At 57.6% G+C, this 18,993-nt stretch carries 16 protein-coding genes; 8 read left to right on the forward strand and 8 right to left on the reverse strand.

Annotation, left to right across the window (positions count from 1 at the left end; all coding sequences use genetic code 11):
* Window positions 1-21 precede the first annotated feature (21 nt).
* The 4 genes from G565_RS0108955 (at window position 22) to G565_RS0108970 (ending at window position 3,759) form a co-directional block, all read left to right on the forward strand.
* The gene (locus tag G565_RS0108955; RefSeq protein WP_028670613.1) at window positions 22-642 is read left to right on the forward strand and encodes a cation efflux transmembrane domain-containing protein; all 621 of its coding nucleotides are present in this window, start codon (window positions 22-24) and stop codon (window positions 640-642) included.
* A 274-nt stretch (window positions 643-916) separates the two neighbouring features.
* Complete coding sequence (locus tag G565_RS0108960; protein ID WP_028670614.1) at window positions 917-1,324, forward strand: DUF1761 domain-containing protein; 408 nt, start codon at window positions 917-919, stop codon at window positions 1,322-1,324.
* An 87-nt stretch (window positions 1,325-1,411) separates the two neighbouring features.
* Window positions 1,412-2,392 carry an EamA family transporter gene (locus G565_RS0108965; RefSeq protein ID WP_028670615.1) on the forward strand — a complete coding sequence of 327 codons (981 nt, stop codon included), beginning with the start codon at window positions 1,412-1,414 and terminating at the stop codon, window positions 2,390-2,392.
* 200 nt (window positions 2,393-2,592) lie between these two features.
* Window positions 2,593-3,759, forward strand: a complete 1,167-nt coding sequence (locus tag G565_RS0108970; protein WP_028670616.1) for an alpha-hydroxy acid oxidase — start codon at window positions 2,593-2,595, stop codon at window positions 3,757-3,759.
* Here the strand turns inward: G565_RS0108970 and G565_RS0108975 are convergent.
* From G565_RS0108975 to G565_RS0109005, 7 genes are all read right to left on the reverse strand, one after another.
* Window positions 3,756-4,514, reverse strand: a complete 759-nt coding sequence (locus G565_RS0108975) for a sulfite exporter TauE/SafE family protein (RefSeq protein ID WP_051207667.1) — start codon at window positions 4,512-4,514, stop codon at window positions 3,756-3,758. The two genes, G565_RS0108970 and G565_RS0108975, sit on opposite strands and share 4 nt — an antisense overlap.
* A gap of 49 nt (window positions 4,515-4,563) precedes the next feature.
* Complete coding sequence (locus G565_RS0108980; protein WP_028670618.1) at window positions 4,564-5,094, reverse strand: isochorismatase family protein; 531 nt, start codon at window positions 5,092-5,094, stop codon at window positions 4,564-4,566.
* A gap of 110 nt (window positions 5,095-5,204) precedes the next feature.
* A complete protein-coding gene (locus G565_RS0108985) occupies window positions 5,205-5,966 on the reverse strand; it encodes an SDR family oxidoreductase (protein ID WP_037338482.1) in 762 nt (253 codons plus the stop codon).
* A gap of 61 nt (window positions 5,967-6,027) precedes the next feature.
* Complete coding sequence (locus G565_RS0108990; RefSeq protein ID WP_028670620.1) at window positions 6,028-6,702, reverse strand: histidine phosphatase family protein; 675 nt, start codon at window positions 6,700-6,702, stop codon at window positions 6,028-6,030.
* Complete coding sequence (locus G565_RS0108995; RefSeq protein WP_028670621.1) at window positions 6,702-7,745, reverse strand: phosphotransferase family protein; 1,044 nt, start codon at window positions 7,743-7,745, stop codon at window positions 6,702-6,704. Before G565_RS0108995 ends, G565_RS0108990 begins: the two co-directional genes overlap by 1 nt.
* Entirely contained in the window at window positions 7,742-8,581 is an 840-nt protein-coding gene (locus G565_RS23605) for an SDR family NAD(P)-dependent oxidoreductase (RefSeq protein ID WP_051207669.1), read from the reverse strand. The genes G565_RS0108995 and G565_RS23605 overlap by 4 nt, the downstream gene beginning before the upstream one ends.
* On the reverse strand, window positions 8,581-9,822 hold the full coding sequence (locus G565_RS0109005) for an acyl-CoA dehydrogenase family protein (RefSeq protein WP_028670622.1): 1,242 nt from the start codon (window positions 9,820-9,822) through the stop codon (window positions 8,581-8,583). The genes G565_RS23605 and G565_RS0109005 overlap by 1 nt, the downstream gene beginning before the upstream one ends.
* Before the next feature lie 108 nt (window positions 9,823-9,930).
* Here G565_RS0109005 and G565_RS0109010 point away from each other — a divergent pair, with 108 nt between their 5' ends.
* The 3 genes from G565_RS0109010 (at window position 9,931) to G565_RS0109020 (ending at window position 16,500) form a co-directional block, all read left to right on the forward strand.
* Window positions 9,931-10,845, forward strand: coding sequence for a LysR family transcriptional regulator (locus G565_RS0109010; RefSeq protein WP_028670623.1), 915 nt, complete (start codon window positions 9,931-9,933; stop codon window positions 10,843-10,845).
* Between the two features lie 169 nt (window positions 10,846-11,014).
* Window positions 11,015-16,087 carry an RHS repeat-associated core domain-containing protein gene (locus G565_RS0109015; protein ID WP_028670624.1) on the forward strand — a complete coding sequence of 1,691 codons (5,073 nt, stop codon included), beginning with the start codon at window positions 11,015-11,017 and terminating at the stop codon, window positions 16,085-16,087.
* 8 nt (window positions 16,088-16,095) lie between these two features.
* Window positions 16,096-16,500 carry a hypothetical protein gene (locus G565_RS0109020; RefSeq protein WP_037338485.1) on the forward strand — a complete coding sequence of 135 codons (405 nt, stop codon included), beginning with the start codon at window positions 16,096-16,098 and terminating at the stop codon, window positions 16,498-16,500.
* A 247-nt stretch (window positions 16,501-16,747) separates the two neighbouring features.
* On the opposite strand, the gene G565_RS0109025 is transcribed toward G565_RS0109020, so the two are convergent.
* Complete coding sequence (locus G565_RS0109025; RefSeq protein ID WP_028670626.1) at window positions 16,748-16,945, reverse strand: hypothetical protein; 198 nt, start codon at window positions 16,943-16,945, stop codon at window positions 16,748-16,750.
* Here G565_RS0109025 and G565_RS0109030 point away from each other — a divergent pair.
* Window positions 16,886-18,988 (forward strand): RHS repeat-associated core domain-containing protein, encoded by a 2,103-nt coding sequence (locus G565_RS0109030; RefSeq protein ID WP_483826393.1) that lies wholly within the window; start codon window positions 16,886-16,888, stop codon window positions 18,986-18,988. The two genes, G565_RS0109025 and G565_RS0109030, sit on opposite strands and share 60 nt — an antisense overlap.
* The last annotated feature ends 5 nt before the right edge of the window (window positions 18,989-18,993 follow it).

Below are 18,993 nucleotides of genomic sequence, written 5' to 3' on the forward strand. Positions count from 1 at the left end.
AATCATTCATGAGGCGAACCAATGGGGCAGCATTGTTGCGAAACCAGAGACTTTGATGGCACCACCCGGGGTTACCGGCAGGCGCTGGTTGCGGTCATCATCATCAACGCGGCCATGTTTGTGGTCGAAATTCTGGGCGGGGCCTGGGCTGGTTCCCAGGCGTTGAAGGCTGATGCACTGGATTTTCTGGGCGATGCGTTGACCTATGGCCTGAGCCTATGGGTTATCGGTCGTTCGCTGAAAACCCGGGCCAGTGCGGCCCTGCTCAAGGGCATTAGCCTGGCTCTGATGGGCTTTTGGGTCTTGGGCTCAACCATCTGGCAGGTTTGGGTTCTAGGTGTGCCCAGCGCGGGTATAATGGGCGCGATCGGCGTTTTGGCATTGGTGGCTAACCTCGCCAGTGTGCTGATTCTACTGCGCTACCGGGATGGCGACGCCAACGTCCGTTCAGTCTGGTTGTGCAGCCGCAATGACGCCATCGGGAATGTGGCTGTGATTGGTGCGGCGGTACTGGTGAGTGTCACTGCCAGCCCCTGGCCGGACCTTGCAGTCGCTGCGCTGATGGCCGGGCTTTTCCTGAAGTCGAGTGTCAGTATTATTCGTCAGTCTTTAGAGGAGTTGCGCCAACAGCCGAGTCACTGACGTAACAACAGAGTTCGCAACGGCAGAGGATATCAACCCCTGATTTCGCCTGCAGTCTGCCGGATATGCCAAGGGAATACGGCTCGTTTGGCCTGCCTCGGACTCAGCTGTTTTTTCTGCCACTTTTGACTAGGGTGTTCTAGTATTTCAAGTCAAGTCGGGAGTACCCCATGTATTGGCTTGGCAGGTATGGGATTTGCCGGGACCTTTATGTTTCGGGCACAAGTTGTTGAGTCTCATGCATTTCTACAGCCTACTCAATGGAGATACCAGAATGGACAGTTCGACTCTGAATATCTGGGCAATTCTATTGGCCTCACTGGTCGGTTTTGCGGTGGGTGCCCTCTGGTATTCACCACTGCTGTTTGCCAATGTCTGGATGCGTGAAACCGGGCTGGATGAAGCGAAAATACGTTCGGCCAACATGCCAAAAATTTTCAGCCTGTCGTTTGTGTTTCTATTCATTATGGCATTTTGCCTCGCAATGTTTTTGAATACCCCCGAGACTCATGCCGGTACCGGAGCCCTGTACGGTTTTCTGACCGGATTTGGCTGGTTGTTGTTTGCTTTTGCTGTTACCGGATTATTCGAGCAACGCAGTTGGCGCTACATCCTGATTCACGGTGGCTACTGGACGGTCGTATTTACGTTGATGGGGCTGATTCTCGGAGCCTGGCGCTGACCACTACTGCAACGCACCGTATTGATGCATTACCGGATTGGCCAGAGTAGACTTCCGGTTCATTTTTGAACCCTTGTCAGTGAACTCATGACGTTTGCTATTTCCCAGGCGGGTGTTTCCCGACAAAAACTCACCGGGCTAGGCTTGGCCTTGCTGTCTGCGCTGGCCTTTGGCGGGTCGGGTGCCTTTGCCAAGCCGCTGATGGTGGCCGGAATGTCCCCGTTGCACGTTACCTGGTTGCGCTTGCTGGGCATGGTACTGATTCTGCTGCCAGTGGCCTGGTATTACCGGAGACTGCTGCGCACCCAGTGGCGGTTGTTGATTGCCTATGGTGTCTTTCCGATTGCCGGTGTTCAGGCTTTGTATTTTGGGGCTGTCTCACGCATTCCGGTCGCGATTGCCTTGCTGATCGAATTTCTCGGGCCGGTGCTGGTGCTGCTGTGGGTGAGCCTGGTGCGGCGGCAGCCTGTGGCTGGTTCAGCCATTCTGGGTGTGGCACTGGCGGTACTTGGTTTGGCCGGTTTGCTCGAAGTCTGGGACGGACTGGTGCTCGACCCCCTCGGGTTGTTACTCGCTGCCGGTGCTGCCGTTGGTCAGGCCTCGTTCTTTCTATTATCCGACGCGGCTCAGGACGATGTTGAGCCACTGGCGCTGATCGCTATCGGTGGTGTCGTCGGGTTTCTAGCTTTGTCGCTGATCGCCCAGCCCTGGGCCTTACCCTGGTCGATACTGGCGGGCGACATCACCATCGCCGGCATGCAAACCTCGGCCATGGTGTCGGTGGTGTGGTTGGGGCTCGTTGCGACTGCTTTGGCTTATGTGACGGGCGTGGCTGCGATTCGAAGGCTGTCACCGCCTGTTGCCGGTGGCGTGGCCTATCTGGAGGTGGTAACCGCCATTGTGCTGGCCTGGTTGTTGTTGGGTGAAGCACTGTCGTCGGTACAGCTTGTCGGGGCGCTTGTCGTCATTGCCGGGGCTTATTTGGCACAGCGGGCCACTCCTACGGAAAGCCCGCATCCGGAAATCACATTAGAAACCAGTGAGGAAGCGCCCGTTCAGCTTCGCTGAACGGGCTGTACGGTGGCAGGCGTCCGTGCCAGCCACCGGGTAAGCCGATCCGGGGTCGGCGTAAACCCGTCCATGGGGCCTAGACTGCAGCATCCATGCTGCAGACTTCCCCGGATCAGCTTACCCGGTAGCCAGCACTCAATGCATTGCAATAAGTGAAGTCCGAGCTGTGTAAAGCATGAGATAAGGAAGTGAATTGAATGACAAAACCCTGTGACGTTTTCGATTACCAGCGTCTGGCCCGTCGCCGTGTGCCGCGTATGTTTTACGACTATGCGGACTCCGGTTCCTGGACGGAATCAACCTACCGGGCTAATGCCTCGGATTTTGACCGGCTGAAATTTCGCCAGCGCGTGGCTGTTGATATGAGTGACCGTAATCTGGAAACCTCCATGGTCGGTCAACCGGTTTCCATGCCTTTGGCGCTGGCACCCACCGGTCTTACCGGTTTGCAATGGGCCGATGGTGAAATTCACGCCGCCCGGGCCGCCGAAAAAGCGGGGGTACCCTTTACTTTGTCGACCATGAGCATTTGTTCGATTGAAGATGTTGCCGCTCATACGAGCAAGCCATTCTGGTTCCAGTTGTATGTGATGCGTGACCGGGATTTTATTGGTCGGCTGATTGATCGGGCCAAAGCGGCCGGTTGCAGTGCCCTGGTGGTGACGCTGGATTTGCAGATCCTTGGTCAGCGCCACAAAGATGTTCGCAATGGGCTCAGTGCGCCACCTTCGTTCAGCCTTAACAGTTTGCTGCAAATCATGGCTCGCCCCGCCTGGGCGATGCGCATGCTGGGCACCAAGCGCCGGGGTTTCGGAAATGTGATTGGCCACGTCAAAGGTATTGAGAACATGACGTCGCTGTCGGAGTGGTCGGCCAAACAGTTGGACCCAAAACTGTCCTGGGACGACATTGCCTGGATCAGGGAACGCTGGGGTGGGCCCATGATTCTTAAGGGTATCATGGACCCGGAAGATGCGAAGTTGGCGGCGAAAACCGGAGCCGATGCCATCATTGTGTCCAATCATGGTGGACGTCAACTTGACGGAGCGCCTTCCAGTATTGAGGTTCTTCCTGCGATTCTGGATGCCGTTGGTGACGATCTGGAAGTGCACATTGACGGTGGCATTCGGACTGGCCAGGCTATCTTGAAGGCCCTATGCCTGGGTGCCAAGTCGACTTATATTGGTCGGCCGTTTTTATACGGACTGGGGGCCGCGGGCGAGGCTGGCGTCACCGACGTACTGCGTATTCTCAGAAATGAACTGGATGTCAGTATGGCGCTGTGTGGCGAACGTGATATTCATCATGTCGGGCGACACAATCTATACAACCCGGAAGTGTTTGAAGGTAATAAGTGGCGTTAACCAATTACGCCTAGGTATAGCAACCGAACGGCCATAATGGTCAGCACCACTTTCAGGATGGGTTGCACCTGCTCGGCGGACAGGCGTTCCAGAAAAACCCGGCCGGTCAGGGTGCCGAGGTAACCGGTAAACAGCATCAGGGCGATCATCAGATACCAGTCAGAAAACACAAAGCCGAAGAAACCAAAGAACACCACTTTCAACAATTGCTGGCCGCTGATCAGCGCGGCCATCGTTCCGACCAGGGCGGTACGTTCGGTAAACATCGGTTTGATCGCAGCAAAAACAAGGGGTGCAACACCGCCCACAATCATACTGATGAAGGAGGTCACACCGCCGAGCATTGATATGAATTTCTTACCGGTAGGCAATGTGATGGGTGGCAACCAGGCGGTGTATAGAATGAAAACCCCCATGGCTATTTGCAGGCCGGCCGCAGGCATTTGGGTAGATGCCCCTGCACCAATGACTGAGCCGATCAGGCTACCGATCGAGAACCACAGCACCAGGCGCCAGTCGACAAAGCGAAACAGTGTGGTTAACCGCCCCAGGTTTGAGCCAAATTGAACCACCCCGTGAAGAGGAATGACGGCGCTGGCAGGCAGCAGGTTGGCCATTATGGCCAGCAGGGTTACGCCGCCACCAATGCCCAGAGCCGCGGTTATGGCTGACGTCATGTAGCTGACCAGAACCAGACTCCAGAATGCCAGGTTGTTCAGTGAGTCGGGCATCCATTGGCTCAGTAAAGCAAGCATGATTCACACTCCGGTCGCGATGAGGGGAATCAGTTTAACCCGGTTGGCGTTACTTTATGTGCGCCAGTGCGTTCCGGAATTGAGGGTGTTCGGCATTGCCGAGCCATTCAAAGGCGACCATCTCCGTCGACACAATATCGGCCCCTTGCTGGCGCAATCTCTGCAGTGCCAACTCGCGGTTTCCCGGCTGGCGAGCGCCAACGGCATCTGCTACTACCCAAACCCGAAAGCCTGCATCCAGTAAGCCCATTGCCGTTTGTAGCACACAGATGTGCGCTTCACAGCCACCGATGATGATTTGGGTGCGGTGGTCCTCAATGGCGTTGAGCAGACCGCTTTCGCACGCATCAAATGTAGACTTGTGCAGGGTTTGCTGACAATGCTGATAGAACCGGTCATCGTTGGGCCCCAGTTTTTCGGGTGTTTGCTCCGTCCCGATAATGGGGATGTCCAGCAGTCCCGCAATACTGGCCAGGGTCAAGGCCCGTTCAGCAACGGAGTCTGCATTGTCGATGGCGGGCATCAGTCGTTTCTGGAAATCAACCAGCACCAGGGTGGATTTGGCGGCAGACATCAACATTGCGAGGCTCCTCAGGCTTGGGTAATTGATAGTAAAGCCGGTTTTCCCGATAGAGCAATATCGGCAGAGCTCGCCAGCCTGAAAAAGTCAGGCTTCCTGGTACCCCCTGCTTACACCAGCAAATACCCGCCATCCACATTCACCACACTGCCGGTGGTATAGCCACTGGCATCGCTCGCCCAATAGACAACCTGGCCCGTCATTTCTTCCGGCTCGGCGGCACGACCCATCGGAATGTGTGGCAGCACCTGTTTCATCATTTCGGGGTTGTCGGTAATGGCGCTGGCGAATTTGGTTTTGGTGAGCCCGGGCAGTAGGCAGTTCACTCGAATCTTGTGTTTGGCCCACTCTTTGGCGTGGGTTTTGGTCATGGCAATGACCGCTGATTTGGTGATTGAGTAGACGCCCTGAAAGTCACCCGGAATGACACCGTTGACCGACGCAATGTTAATGATGCTACCGCCGGTTTTTTTCATCGACTGGCCGACCAGGTTGGTCATGTAGAAATAGCCGCGAATGTTCACATCCAGCGTTTTGTTAAAGGCATCCAGCGGGGTCTGGTCAATGGGGCCGAAATAAGGGTTTGCCGCCGCGTTGTTCACCAGAATGTCGATGTGTCCGTGTTGCTCCAGCAGCATTTGTACGGTCATTTCCATGGCGTGCAAATCACCGATATGACAGGCCGCGGCCTCGCCTTTTCCGCCGTTGGCGCGAATCTGTTCCACCACTTCGGCACAGGCTTCAGCCTTGCGACTGGTGACAATAACATAGGCACCCTGATCCGCCAGTGCATGGGCAATGGCGGCACCGATGCCTTTGCTGGCTCCGGTGATCAGCGCGATTTTTCCGGTCAGGTCGAAGGGGTTGGCCATAATGACTCCTTTGTTATTGATGTGAGTGTTATTCGAGTAAGTGTTCATTGAACGAGTGATATCAGTGAAAGGTTAGCCAGTCGGGCTGGTCCATAAAGTGCTGAACCTGGTTGATACCCTGCATGCGCCATTGGCCACGTTGTGGCCTTAATGTGGTGACCGATGCATTGTGCAAGCCCAGGTTAATGCGCATCGCCGCCGCTGCATCCAGCTTCAAGGCCTGGCTGATCAGCGCGGAAATAACACCGCCAGAGGTAAACACCCAATGGGTTTTTTCCGCATCCAGTTCAGCCAGTGCGGCGGCGGTTCGCGCGTTGAAGTCGGTCCAGCTTTCGGTGTAGTGCTCATGGGTGCCACCATCGATCCAGCGTTCCAGGGCACCCCGAAAAACCGATAAAAACGCCCGGCCGGGGTGATCTTCCCGACTCAGGTCTTGCTGCATTTTTACCGGGTCTTCCCACTCAGGCCGGTGTTGGCGAACGATGTCGAGAAAGTCGAATTCGTTCCATCGGGCATCGGCATTGGAGGTACTTGCTTCGACCATATGCCCGCTAAACAGCTGTTCACTCTGGCGTTGCCGGGTCAGTGTGCCTGAGTGGAGTGCAGCCGCTTTCCAGCTAGGCCGATAGAACTTCGCCAGATGAAGAATTTGTTGTTGCCCCAGGTCACTGAGCGAATCGTAATTGAGCAAATTGCTCGATGCCTGCCCGTGTCGAACCAGATAAACCGTGGCCATCAGACGATCAACCCGGCGCAACGCTGGTGCAAGTGCGCCACCACCTGGCCAAAGCCCGCGAAGCGTTTGTCGGTCGTTTGGCCCTGATAAAAACGCGCGTAAATTTGCTGCAGAATACCGGCCAGTCGGAACAGACCAAAGACTTCGTAGAACCGGAAGTCCACCTCAGCGATGTCACGAGCCTTGCAATAGGCGCTGACCAGTTCAGCCCGCGTCATCATGCCCGGCAAGTGTGTTGGTTGCGGACGAATGGCCAGCATGGCCGGGTGATCGTCGGCTTCAACCCAGTAAGCCAGGGCAGTGCCCAGATCCATCAGTGGGTCGCCCAGAGTCGCCAGTTCCCAGTCGAGCACGCCACGAGCGGCGAAAGTCTCCGGGTCCAGAACCAGGTTGTCGAAACGGTAGTCGTTGTGAATCAGGCAGGCGGGCTGATCGGCCGGTTGATGCTGCGTCAGCCAGTGGCCGATGTCGTCAAAGGCGGGTACGTCCGGTGACTGCGCCCGGCTCAGGCGGTCGGTCCAGCTGCTTACCTGGCGGGCGATGTAACCTTCGCCTTTGCCCAGGTGCGATAGGCCTGCTTCGTTGACATCAATGCCGTGCAGTTCGGCCAGCCCGTCGACGAACACCTGGCACAAACGCTGGCATTGCCCGGCTGATAGGTCCATGGGCGGGGTGCGACGCAGAATCAGGCCCCGCTGTTCTTTCATCAGGTAGTAGTCGCAGCCGAGCGTGGGCGATCCGCTCACGATCATCACCACCTCCGGCGCCTTCGGGTAATGCGGTTGAATGGCCTGCATCAATTCGGCTTCGCGCACCATATTGTGCGCGCCTTTGGGCAAGGGGCCGGGCGGCGGGCGGCGCAAAATCAGTGACTGGTCCGGGTAACTCAGCCGGTAGGTGAGGTTGGAGGCGCCTCCCGGGAACTGGGTTATCTCCGGCGTGCCAGTCAACGACGGCAGATGCTGCTTCAGTTCCTGATCCAGCGCTTCAACTGGCAGTGTTTCGCCTTTACGCATGGCAATGGTCGGGTCGGTCTGGCTCATTGCGAGGCTCCTGTATCCGGGCGGGTTGCCGTTTTGTCGGGCCTGGGTTGCTGGCGCATCATCAGGCTGTGCAATGCCCGGTAGGACAACCGTTTCAGGTACCAGAACCAGCGTTCCCGACCGTGCGGCAGTATCAGGAATTGCCCGCGGTCCGCGCTGCGTACGATGATCCGGGCGACCTGGTCGGCACTGAGTTTGCCTCGGGCCATGAGTTTCTCAACCGATGCGCGGGCTTTGCCTTCTTGCGGTGGAATGCTGTCGGTCAGGTTGGTTTTAAAAAATGCCGGGCAGGCCACGCTGACACCAATGCCACTGTGGTGCAGTTCCTTGTGCAGGGTTTCCGATACTGAAACCAGCGCCGCTTTGCTCGCGCTGTAAGCTGCCATGTGACTGGCTGACAACAAACCCGCCATCGAGGCCGTGTTCACAATGCTGGCCTTGGGTGAGGCTTCCAATAACGGCAGCAGTAACCGGGTTAACCGCACCGGCGCGAACAGGTTAATGCCAAACACCGCCTCCCAGTTGGCGTCGGTCTGGTGTTTTAGTTTGCCGATGCTACCGGCAATACCCGCATTATTATAAAGCCGTGTGACGGCGGGGGTGATCGTTCGAATACGTTTCACCAGGGCTTCGCATTGCTGTGCATCGGTCAGGTCACAGGCAATGAACTGAGCCTCACCACCCAGTGACTCGGCGCTTGCGTTACCCTGCTGCGCATCCCGATCGACCAGTATCACCCGGTCGCCTTGTGCGGCATGAACCTTAGCCAGGGCATACCCGAGACCATTGGCACCACCGGTGATCACAACGGTAGAGGGGGCGTTTGAGGTCGGCATCAGGTTTTGGCTCCGTAGCGTTTCAGTTCAAGTTTGGCGATGGTGGCACGGTGTACTTCGTCAGGTCCGTCGGCCAGACGCAACACGCGCCCGCCCGCCCAGAATTCAGCCAGTGGCAAGGCGTCATCAACGCCGGCGCCCCCATGCATCTGAATGGCGTCGTCGGCCACGCTTTGCATCAGGTTAGCGGCAACCACTTTAATTTGCGCGACTTCCGACAAGGCACTGCGCACGCCTTGCCGATCGATCAGCTTGGCCGTGTGCAAACACAGCAACCGCGCCTGGTTGATCGCCATTCTGTGGTTGGCAATGCGCTCCCGGTTCCCGCCAAGGTCAACCAGCGGCTTGCCGAAGGCCTGGCGCGACAAGCCGCGTTCGATCATCAGTTGCAGCAACCGCTCAGCGGCTCCAATGGCACGCATGGCATGGTGAATACGCCCGGGTCCGAGTCGGCCCTGGGCGATTTCAAAGCCGCGCCCTTCGCCTGCGATCAGGGCGCTTTTGGGCAGGCGCACGTTATCGAACCGCACCACGCCATGGCCGTAGGGCTTGTGCTCATTGCCGAACACACTGAGCAATCGATCGACGGATACGCCTTTAGTGTGGCGGGGTACGAGCACCATCGAATGCTGTTGATGACGTGGTGCCGTCGCGCTGCTGCGCCCCATAAAAATCAGCATCTCGCAGTTTGGGTGACCGGCTCCCGTGCTCCACCACTTGGTGCCGTTCAACACCACGTCATCGCCTTCGACCTCGGCTGTCGCTTCCATATTGGTGGCATCGGACGACGCCACGTCAGGCTCGGTCATGCAAAACGCAGAGCGAATCTCACCTTTAAGCAACGGCAATAACCACTGCTGTTGCTGTTCGGCACTGGCGTAATGCAGCAACACTTCCATATTGCCGGTGTCCGGTGCATTGCAGTTGAACACCTCGGGTGCCAGCAAGCTGCGACCCATGGCTTCCGCCATAAAGGCGTATTCATAATTGCTGAACCCCTGAGTCGGCACGCCCGGATCACCCGGCAAACCGTGAGTGCCTGGCGGCAGGAAGAGATTCCACAAATCGGCTTCACGATTGCGGGTTTTCAGAGCCTCGATCTCGGGCATCAGCTCCCAACCCCGGTTCGGGTTTTTCATCGCCTCGGCAAAAGGGCTCTCAAGCGGGATGATGTCGTTTTCAACGCAAGCGGTTACCCGGGCAAGAGTGTCTTCGGCGTGTTTGGACAGGTCGTACACCATGGGCGTTTCCAACTGAGGTAAAGAGTCTGGTTGCAGTCTAGCCAATGGCAACGTATAAAAAGAATGAATTCTTTGAATCACATTCCATTAGATAAATGAATACTACCCATGAACCTCGATAAGCTGGATCTGAACCTACTTGTGGTCATGCGGGTGCTCGACGAATGCCGCTCCACCACCAAGGCCGCCGAGCGGTTGCACGTATCCCAGCCCGCCGTGAGCCATGCCCTGAAGCGACTGCGTCAGCATTTCGATGACCCGGTGTTCGAACGTCGGGGCCGAACGTTGGTGCCCACCGCGCAAACTCAACGCTTGCTGGCCGAGACCGCCGGCCCCTGGCGCCAGCTTCATAAAGCTCTGACCGGATTGGACCGGTTTGAACCGCAAACCAGTGAGCAGTCGTTTGTGATTGGGTTAAACAACGCCTTCGAAAACGTAATGCTGCCCGCGCTGATGGCCCGTGTGGCTGACCAGGCGCCTTCGGTTCGCATGGCGGGGCAGGCGATTTCGCGGGCTGCCCTGGTCGAGGGGCTGGTGAATGCCGAGTTGGATCTGGCGATTGATGCCTCGGTGCACGTGAGCGATCAGATCGTGCAGCAAGCCTTACTGACGTCCGATTATGTGGTGATGGGTCGGCCTGGGCATCCGGCGCTGCAATCAGATATCTCCGTCGAGACGTACCTTACCAGCCGCCATGTGCTGGTCTCACGCCGCACCGATGGTCCAGGGCTTGAAGATGACTGGCTGCACCGGCATGGCCACCGGCGCGTGCCAGCGGTTAGGTGCCAAAGCCTGTGGACGGCCTGTCAGGTGGTGGCCACTACGGATTGTTTGCTGACGGTCCCACGTCTGTTTCTGCAGCAGGCTTTGCAAATACAGCCGTTTTCCGTCACGCCTTTTCCTTTGCCGGGGTTGCAACTGTCGGTGTATCTCTACTGGCATCGGTCGCGTGACGCAGATCCGGCGAACCGTTGGTTGCGCGATGAAGTCGTGCACAGTTTGGCCGCTTTGCGAAACGAGTGAGCGCAGGCTTATTCGGCGACATCGATCACAAAAACCAAACCCCAATGATCTTAGGGGTTGCCTGAGAAACTCAATTGAATAGAGTGCCAGCATTCAAGGAATTAATGCATGGACCGGTCACATTGCAGGGCGTTGTCGCAAGGAACTGGGACACAAAGGAACCGAGCAAATGTGCCCTCACTTTTCGGATGGTCAGCCGTCTGATGATGATCTGTTTGACGCCGACCACCACAGACTTTCCACTCAATCTGAACCCACCGACACGCCTCCTCCCGTTTTGGGTGACCCGGCTGCCGTAGAGCGGTTGCCGCGCGGGCTGCGCAATCAATTGCGACCGGATTGGCGCAGTTGGTCGTTGTTAAGCCGAGAACAGGCGCGCAACCGCGTCGCCAACGAGCGCACCCTGTTTTTTGTGCACAATGGCCGTGACGAGTGGCATCCGGCGAGAGGGCCGGCCGGGCAAACATCTGTCTGGCATTGCCTGGTTAAAATTCCCGCGCGCAATCGGCAAGCGTCAACCTCTGGCGGCAGTGCAGGCGGGCAGGCTCTCAGCACTGCGGCGAGTCAGATGAACCCGCAAGAGCGCGAGGCCGTTGAACATTATGAGGCCGAAGGCACCCGCACCGACCGCACCCTGGCACTGCGCTATGTTGACGATCAGGGCGAGCCCCTGCCCGACGTACGCTACCAGGTTGAACTGAATGGCAGCCGCTACAGCGGCCGGCTCGACGACAACGGCGAAGCCGAACTGACCAACCTGCCCGAAGGCGAAGCCAGCATCACTTACGAGGCTGACGACAGCCAACTGCCAGCGCTGCGCAATGCCTTAAAAGACAGCCTCGACGGTTTCATCGGCGAACGCGAAGCCGACAAGCAACGCCTGAACGACTTGCTGGCCGAGTACAATTTTGTGGAACGTAACCTCATCCTGACCGGTGCGGTCATGCACAGCATCTGGAGCTCTGGCAGCGACTTGGTTACCGGTACCGCGTCCGCCATAACCAGCACGGTCACCGCGACAGCGCGCGCAGGCGCCGCCTTCTACGACAAACTGGAAGACGGCTACGACTTGAGTGAGCTCAAGGAAGACTTCGCCTACCTGGCCGCCGAAGCGGGCCACGCCCTGGATCAGGCCGAACAGGCCTTTACCGTCCTGACCTGGCTGGCGACCGATGCTGAAACCTGGGCCATGTTGTCCGAGTTGCCACACCGCTATTTCGAGTCGATGAGTACCGTGCAAAAAGCCGAGGCCCTGGGCACCCTGGCGTTTGATATTTTGTTTGCCATTGCGTTGGCGGTTGCAACGGCTTTGACGGCAGGGGCGGCAGCGGTCGTCGCCGGGTCGGTAGCGGCCATGAGGCACTCGCGCTATTTCACCGGGATGATCAGCAGTCTGCGTCGTATTTACCACCTGCTGCCAGCTAACCGCATCGCCCAGCGCCACGAACGCGTTGCCGTAAGGTTTCCGCATCAGAACCACAACAGCCAGTACCGCATAGAGCAAGAAACGTTACCGGCCAGCCAAGCTCGCCACACCGAGACCGAAGCCCGAAACGATAACGACGAGACCGTGCAATGCGAAAGCCGCAGCACCACCTGCGGCGACCCGATCAACATGCTGACCGGCGAAGAGCTGTTCTCCAACCTGGATTTCGAACTGCCCGGTCCGCTGGCACTGAACTGGAAGCGGCTTTATCGCAGCTCAGCCAGCGCCCATCGCAGTGAGCTGGGCCACGGCTGGAGCCACCCGTTTTCGCACACCCTGGTACTGACCGAAGGGCAGATCAAGCACCGCGACGGTGAAGGCACCACCACCGCCTACCCCTTGCCGAACCAGGGCGAAGCCATTGAAAGCCGCACCGGCGACCGGCTAAGCCGCTACGACGATTACTTCACTCTGCGCCAGAATGGCCAGGTACTGCATTTCGAACCCGACCCGTTTCAGCCGGAGCGCTGGCGCTTAAGCCAACTGAGCAGCGTCAACGGTCATCATCGCTGGCAGTTGTTCTACGCCGACATTGTCGGAGCCAACACAAGTGGCCAGCTCGACCGCGCCGAAGCCAGTTGGGGGGCCGTATTGCGCTTTCAGGCAGGCCGCCATGGCTGGCAAGCCATTAGCCTGCAAGCCAGCCCCGACCAAGCCACTGAGACACTGGTGCGCTATCGGCTCGATCGACACGGTGACCTGATAGCCGCCTGTGACCAGCGCGGTCTGCTCGAACAATACCGCTACAGCAACCACCTGTTTTTATGGCGTCAGCTACCGGCAGGTTTGCGGTTCGTATTCGAGTGGGATCAAACCGCCCCTGAAGGACGCTGCCTGCGCCAATATGCGGTGGACCCGAACCAGCCGGATGTTCTGCATTACGACACTCGCTTCGGTTGGGACCCCGACAACCGCCAAAGCCAGGTAACCGACAGCAAGGGCCACACCGAGACCTTCAGGTTCGACCCGCACGGCAACCTGGTGGCACACACCCGCGGCGACGGCCACACCGAGCAGCGCGATTACGACAGCCACAACCGACTGATTCGCCACACCGACGCCGAAGGCACCACCCGCCGCTACCGGTTCGACACCCTGGGCCGCCTGGTCGAACACGAGAATGCCCTGGGCCAACGCTACCGCTTGCGTTACGCGGGCCAAAACACCCAGCCAGAACGCATCACCGACCCACTTGGCCAGAGCACCCACTACCGTTATGACACCAGCGACCGCCTGAGCGAAGCCACGCACCCCGATGGCAGCCGCGAACGCTGGTATTACCGGCGCGACCAACTGGCTCGCCATCTAGACCGGCTCGGCCAACAGCATCACTACCAATGGCACCCCCAGCACGGCACCCTGACGCATTACCGCCTGCTGGGCCTGGTGGATGCCAGCGGCGAGCGCCCGGTACTGGACGAGCGCGACTACGACTACGACGACCAGGGCCGCCTGCACAGCGAGACGAACGCCCGTGGCGACACCCAGCACTACCATTACGACGATCAGGGCCGGCTACTCACCCACATCAATGCCCACGGCCAAAGCCAGTGTTACGAATACGACGGCGCGGGTCGTTTAACCGCCCAGACCGACACCGGCGGCCGGCGCAGCGAATGGCACTACTCGGTATTTGCCCAGCCCGACGCCCGAACCCTGCCCAACGGCCAGATCCTGCGTTACGAATACGACAGCGAACGCAACCTCAGCGCACTGATCAACGCCAATGGTCAGGCTCACCGGTTCGACTACGACGCCTGCGAACGCCTGGTACAAGAAACCGGCTTCGACGGCCGCACTCTGGCTTACCGCTACAACGCTGCCGGACACCTCATTGGCCAGCAAGACGGCCCCATCGAAAGCCAGTTCGAGCGTGACGCTCTCGGGCAGTTAATCCGCGAGCGCCACCGCCACCCCGACCGACCCGACGCCAACACCTGGGCTGAATACCAATACGACGCCCTCGGCCGCTTAGCGGTCGCCCGCAACCCCGACGCAAGCCACCGGTTCGAATACGACCTACAGGGCCGCTTGATCGAAGACGAGATCACCCAGCAGTTCGCAGGCTGGATGGGCGCACCCCAGCCCTACCAGCACAGCCAGCATTACCGCTACGGCACAGATGGCCGACTGCAGCGCATCGACCACGCCGCCCTGCGCAAACAACCACCGGGCCAGCGCTGGGCCGCGTTGCACACCGACTACTACGCCCCCGGCTGGAGCGAGCACTACCAATGGACACCTCAGGGCCAGCTTAGCCGCCTGCAACTGGCTACAGCACAGGGCCAAAACACCCAGCCTCAGGACGTACTGAGCCAGCACTACAACCCACTGGGCCAACTGATCGAGCGCCAGCAAGGCCAGCACCAAAGCCAATGGTATTACGACCCCGAAGGTCGCCTGTCGAGCTACCAGCGCCAGCACAGCAACCCAAACGACCCCGCTGCGCAAACACTGGAAGCCCGAGACTACCAATACGACGCCCTCGGCCGCATCCGGCAAGTTCAGGATCAAAACCGGGGCACCCGCCACTACCAATACGACGCCCTAGACCGCCTGACCCAGGCCGACAACCAACCGATCCATCAAGACCCGGCCGGCAACCTGCTCAGCGAAGGCATGACCGCCCTGCCAGATAACCGCCTGCCATTCCACGGCGACCGTCACTTCAGCTACGACGAGCACGGCAACCTGGTCCGCATCCAACGCGGTAAAAACAAACAACAGGAACAACGGCTCAGCTACAACGCCAAACACCAACTGACCTCAGTCGAGACCCTGCGCTCAGGCGAACTCAAGCAACGCGTCCAGTTCCGCTACGACGCCCTCGGCCGGCGCATCGACAAACAGGTGTACCTGCCCGATGCCGACCAAAGCAGCAACGACGGGCACAACCCACTAAAACACAGCCACAGCGAAGCCTACATCTGGCAAGGCCAGACCCTGAAGCAGGTCCGCTCACTGAACCAAAACGCCAAAGCGCAGAACCACCGAATATACCAATACCTGCCAGGTAGCCACATCCCCGTGGCGCTTTGGGATGAAGCGCTTGGGCTGCATCATATTGATACCGATCATGCGGGTACGCCCAAGGCGATGTACCGCCATGAAGACGGCGAAGAAGTGTGGAGTACTGATCACGAAACCTATGGCAAAACACGAGACAGCAACGCCAAACTCACCCACCCGCTAACCGGCCAGCCGTTCGAGCCACAGCTACGGTTCCAGGGCCAGTACGAGGATGTGGAAACCGGGTTGTACCAGAACCGGTACCGGTACTATGATCCGGGTGCTGGCCGTTACATCAACCAAGACCCAATCGGTCTACTCGGAGGGCTCAACGCCTACCAGTACTGCCCGAATCCGGTGGAATACGTTGACCCATTGGGGTTGAGCACGAAAGAATGCGACAAGAATAAGAAAACATTTTACAACGCTGATTCCAGAAGAGATGCTTTCAGGCAAGCGAAGAGAGATTCCGGCATACCGATGTCTCAGCAGCCTAACCAAGTATTGCTGCCAGAACTAGAAGACGGATACGGGAAGCGAGTGTTAAATGAAGATGGAATTCCTGTAACGTTTAGAGAATATTATTTCGTCAATCAAGATGGAGTCTCAGTTTCAATACAGGAACACAGTCTTGGTCATATAAAAGCTACCATTAACCATGGGGCTGAAGCGCATTTCAATGTAAGGCCAATTGAAAACCTAAATACTGGCAGTTTTCCTGGAACACATGGGCACTACAATTTTTGAGTATAAAAATGAACTTGATTCAGTTAATTTCTAGAAACAAATTTCTGGAACAATTATACCCAAAAGGTATTCTTTCAGAAGTCAGAATCGGTCAGCTATCTTTGGATGTTGGTGGGAGGTGTTCTCTAAATATTCACATCAGGCAGAAGCCTGCCATTGATGTTAAAAAGTGGGGAGCATGGAATGTGGACTTCAATAGAGTTGTAATTAAGTTATTGGGTTCTCGAACAAAGGATGTCTTTGCATCTGACTGGTCACAAATTGATTATCATAATTTAGTTGTGGTCAATGAAAATGGGGTGATCTATTTGAAGCAACAAGCTGAGCTCTGGGAGGTCAAGATTGCGTTGGAAGGCTTAGTATTTCAAGAATGTTCCGTTTATCTGGATGATGAAGATGACCCTCACAATTAGTGCTCGTCCAGAACAGAAATGGTGATGTTTCAGGAAATTTCTAGCGGACTCCAGTGGGTTCGGTCCTGGTAAGTTGTTAAGCCTTCTGTCGGCTTTATCCTAAGGCACTGGCGAGAAAGTCTGGCCAACGGATCACGACGCTTGGGGTGACACCCAACACTACCATTACGACGACCAGGGCCGGCTACTCACCCACATCAATGCCCACGGCCAAAGCCAGCGCTACGAATACGACGGCGCGGGTCGTTTAACCGCCCAGACCGACACCGGCGGCCGGCGCAGCGAATGGCACTACTCGGTATTTGCCCAGCCCGACGCCCGAACCCTGCCCAACGGCCAGACCCTGCGTTACGAATACGACAGCGAACGCAACCTCAGCGCACTGATCAACGCCAATGGCCAGGCTCACCGGTTCGACTACGACGCCTGCGAACGCCTGGTGCAAGAAACCGGCTTCGACGGCCGCACTCTGGCTTACCGCTACAACGCCGCCGGCCACCTTATTGGCCAGCAAGACGGCCCCATCGAAAGCCAGTTCGAGCGTGACGCTCTCGGGCAGTTAATCCGCGAGCACCACCGCCACCCCGACCGCCCCGACGCCGACACCTGGGCCGAATACCAATACGACGCCCTCGGTCGCTTAGCGGTCGCCCGCAACCCCGACGCAAGCCACCGGTTCGAGTACGACCTACAGGGCCGTTTAATCGAAGACGAGATCACCCAGCAGTTCGCAGGCTGGATGGGCGCACCCCAGCCCTACCAGCACAGCCAGCATTACCGCTACGGCACAGATGGCCGACTGCAGCGCATCGACCACTCCGCCCTGCGCAAACAACCACCGGGCCAGCGCTGGGCCGCGTTGCACACCGACTACTACGCCCCCGGCTGGAGCGAGCACTACCAATGGACACCTAAGGGCCAGCTTAGCCGCCTGCAACTGGCTACAGCACAGGGCCAAAACACCCAGCCTCAGGAAGTACTGAGCCAGCACTACAATCCACTGGGCCAACTGATCGAGCGCCAGCAAGGCCAGCACCAAAGCCAGTGGCAATACGACCCCGAAGGTCGCCTGTCGAGCTACCAGCGCCAGCACAGCAACCCAAACGACCCCGCTGCGCAAACACTGGAAGCCCGGGACTACCAATACGACGCCCTCGGTCGCATCCGCCAGATCCAGGATCAAAACCGGGGCACCCGCCACTACCAATACGACGCCCTCGACCGCCTGACCCAGGCCGACAACCAACCGATCCATCAGGACCCGGCCGGCAACCTGCTCAGCGAAGGCATGACCGCCCTGCCAGATAACCGCCTGCCATTCCACGGCGACCGGCATTTCAGCTACGACGAGCACGGCAACCCGGTCCGCATCCAACGCGGTAAAAACAAACAACAGGAACAACGGCTCAGCTACAACGCCAAACACCAACTGACCTCAGTCGAGACCCTGCGCTCAGGCGAACTCAAGCAACGCGTCCAGTTCCGCTACGACGCCCTCGGCCGACGCATCGACAAACAGGTGTTCCTGCCCGATGCCGACCAAAGCAGCAACGACGGGCACAACCCACTAAAACACAGCCACAGCGAAGCCTACATCTGGCAAGGCCAGACCCTAAAGCAGGTCCGCTCGCTGAACCAAAACGCCAAAGCGCAGAACCACCGAATCTACCAATACCTGCCAGGCAGCCACATCCCGGTGGCCCTGTGGGATGAAGCGCTTGGGCTGCATCATATTGATACCGATCATGCTGGGACGCCTAAGGCGATGTACAGCCATGAGACGGGTGAAGAGGTGTGGTCAACGGATCATGAAACTTACGGGAAGACGCGTGATGCAGAGGCAGCCATTACGCATCCGGTGACTGGACAGACGTTCGAGCCTGGACTGCGTTTCCAGGGGCAATATGAAGATGTAGAAACTGGCCTTTACCAGAACTTGCACCGATACTATGATCCTGGTGCCGGGCGGTATATTAACCAGGATCCGATTGGGCTCAGTGGTGGGTTGAATGCCTATCAGTATTGCCCTAACCCGGTGGGGTGGGCTGATCAAATAGGGCTGACCAGCAAAGAGTGTAACGATCCAAATAGTTTTCAGATTCCCCGGGCGCCTATTGACTATGATGGTCACATTTTTAATGCTGAAGTGAAATCAAGTGGAAAGGTTGTTGGTGGCCACTCAACTGCTACTGGACAGGTTCGTGTAATTACTGGTACGCAATCTTCGCCCAATGCTCAAGGAGTCTATTCAGCGAGAATAGAAGTTGTTGACCCGGCTAATCCCGATCAATTTTTATCAAAAACCAATAATGGTGGAATTTCAACTATGTTCCCTGACGCCTGGGACGCGGAACGACTAAAGCGCGAAGTAGACTTTGCGTACTTTAATCGAACAGTAATAGGGAATAAGTGGACTGGGACGACTCAAAGTGGCGTTCGTGTAGAAGGCTATCTACAACCTAAAGCAACGGTTTATCCTAAGATTTGAGACTA

The organism is Saccharospirillum impatiens DSM 12546 (genome assembly GCF_000423605.1).
Classification (GTDB): Bacteria; Pseudomonadota; Gammaproteobacteria; order Pseudomonadales; family Natronospirillaceae; genus Saccharospirillum; species Saccharospirillum impatiens.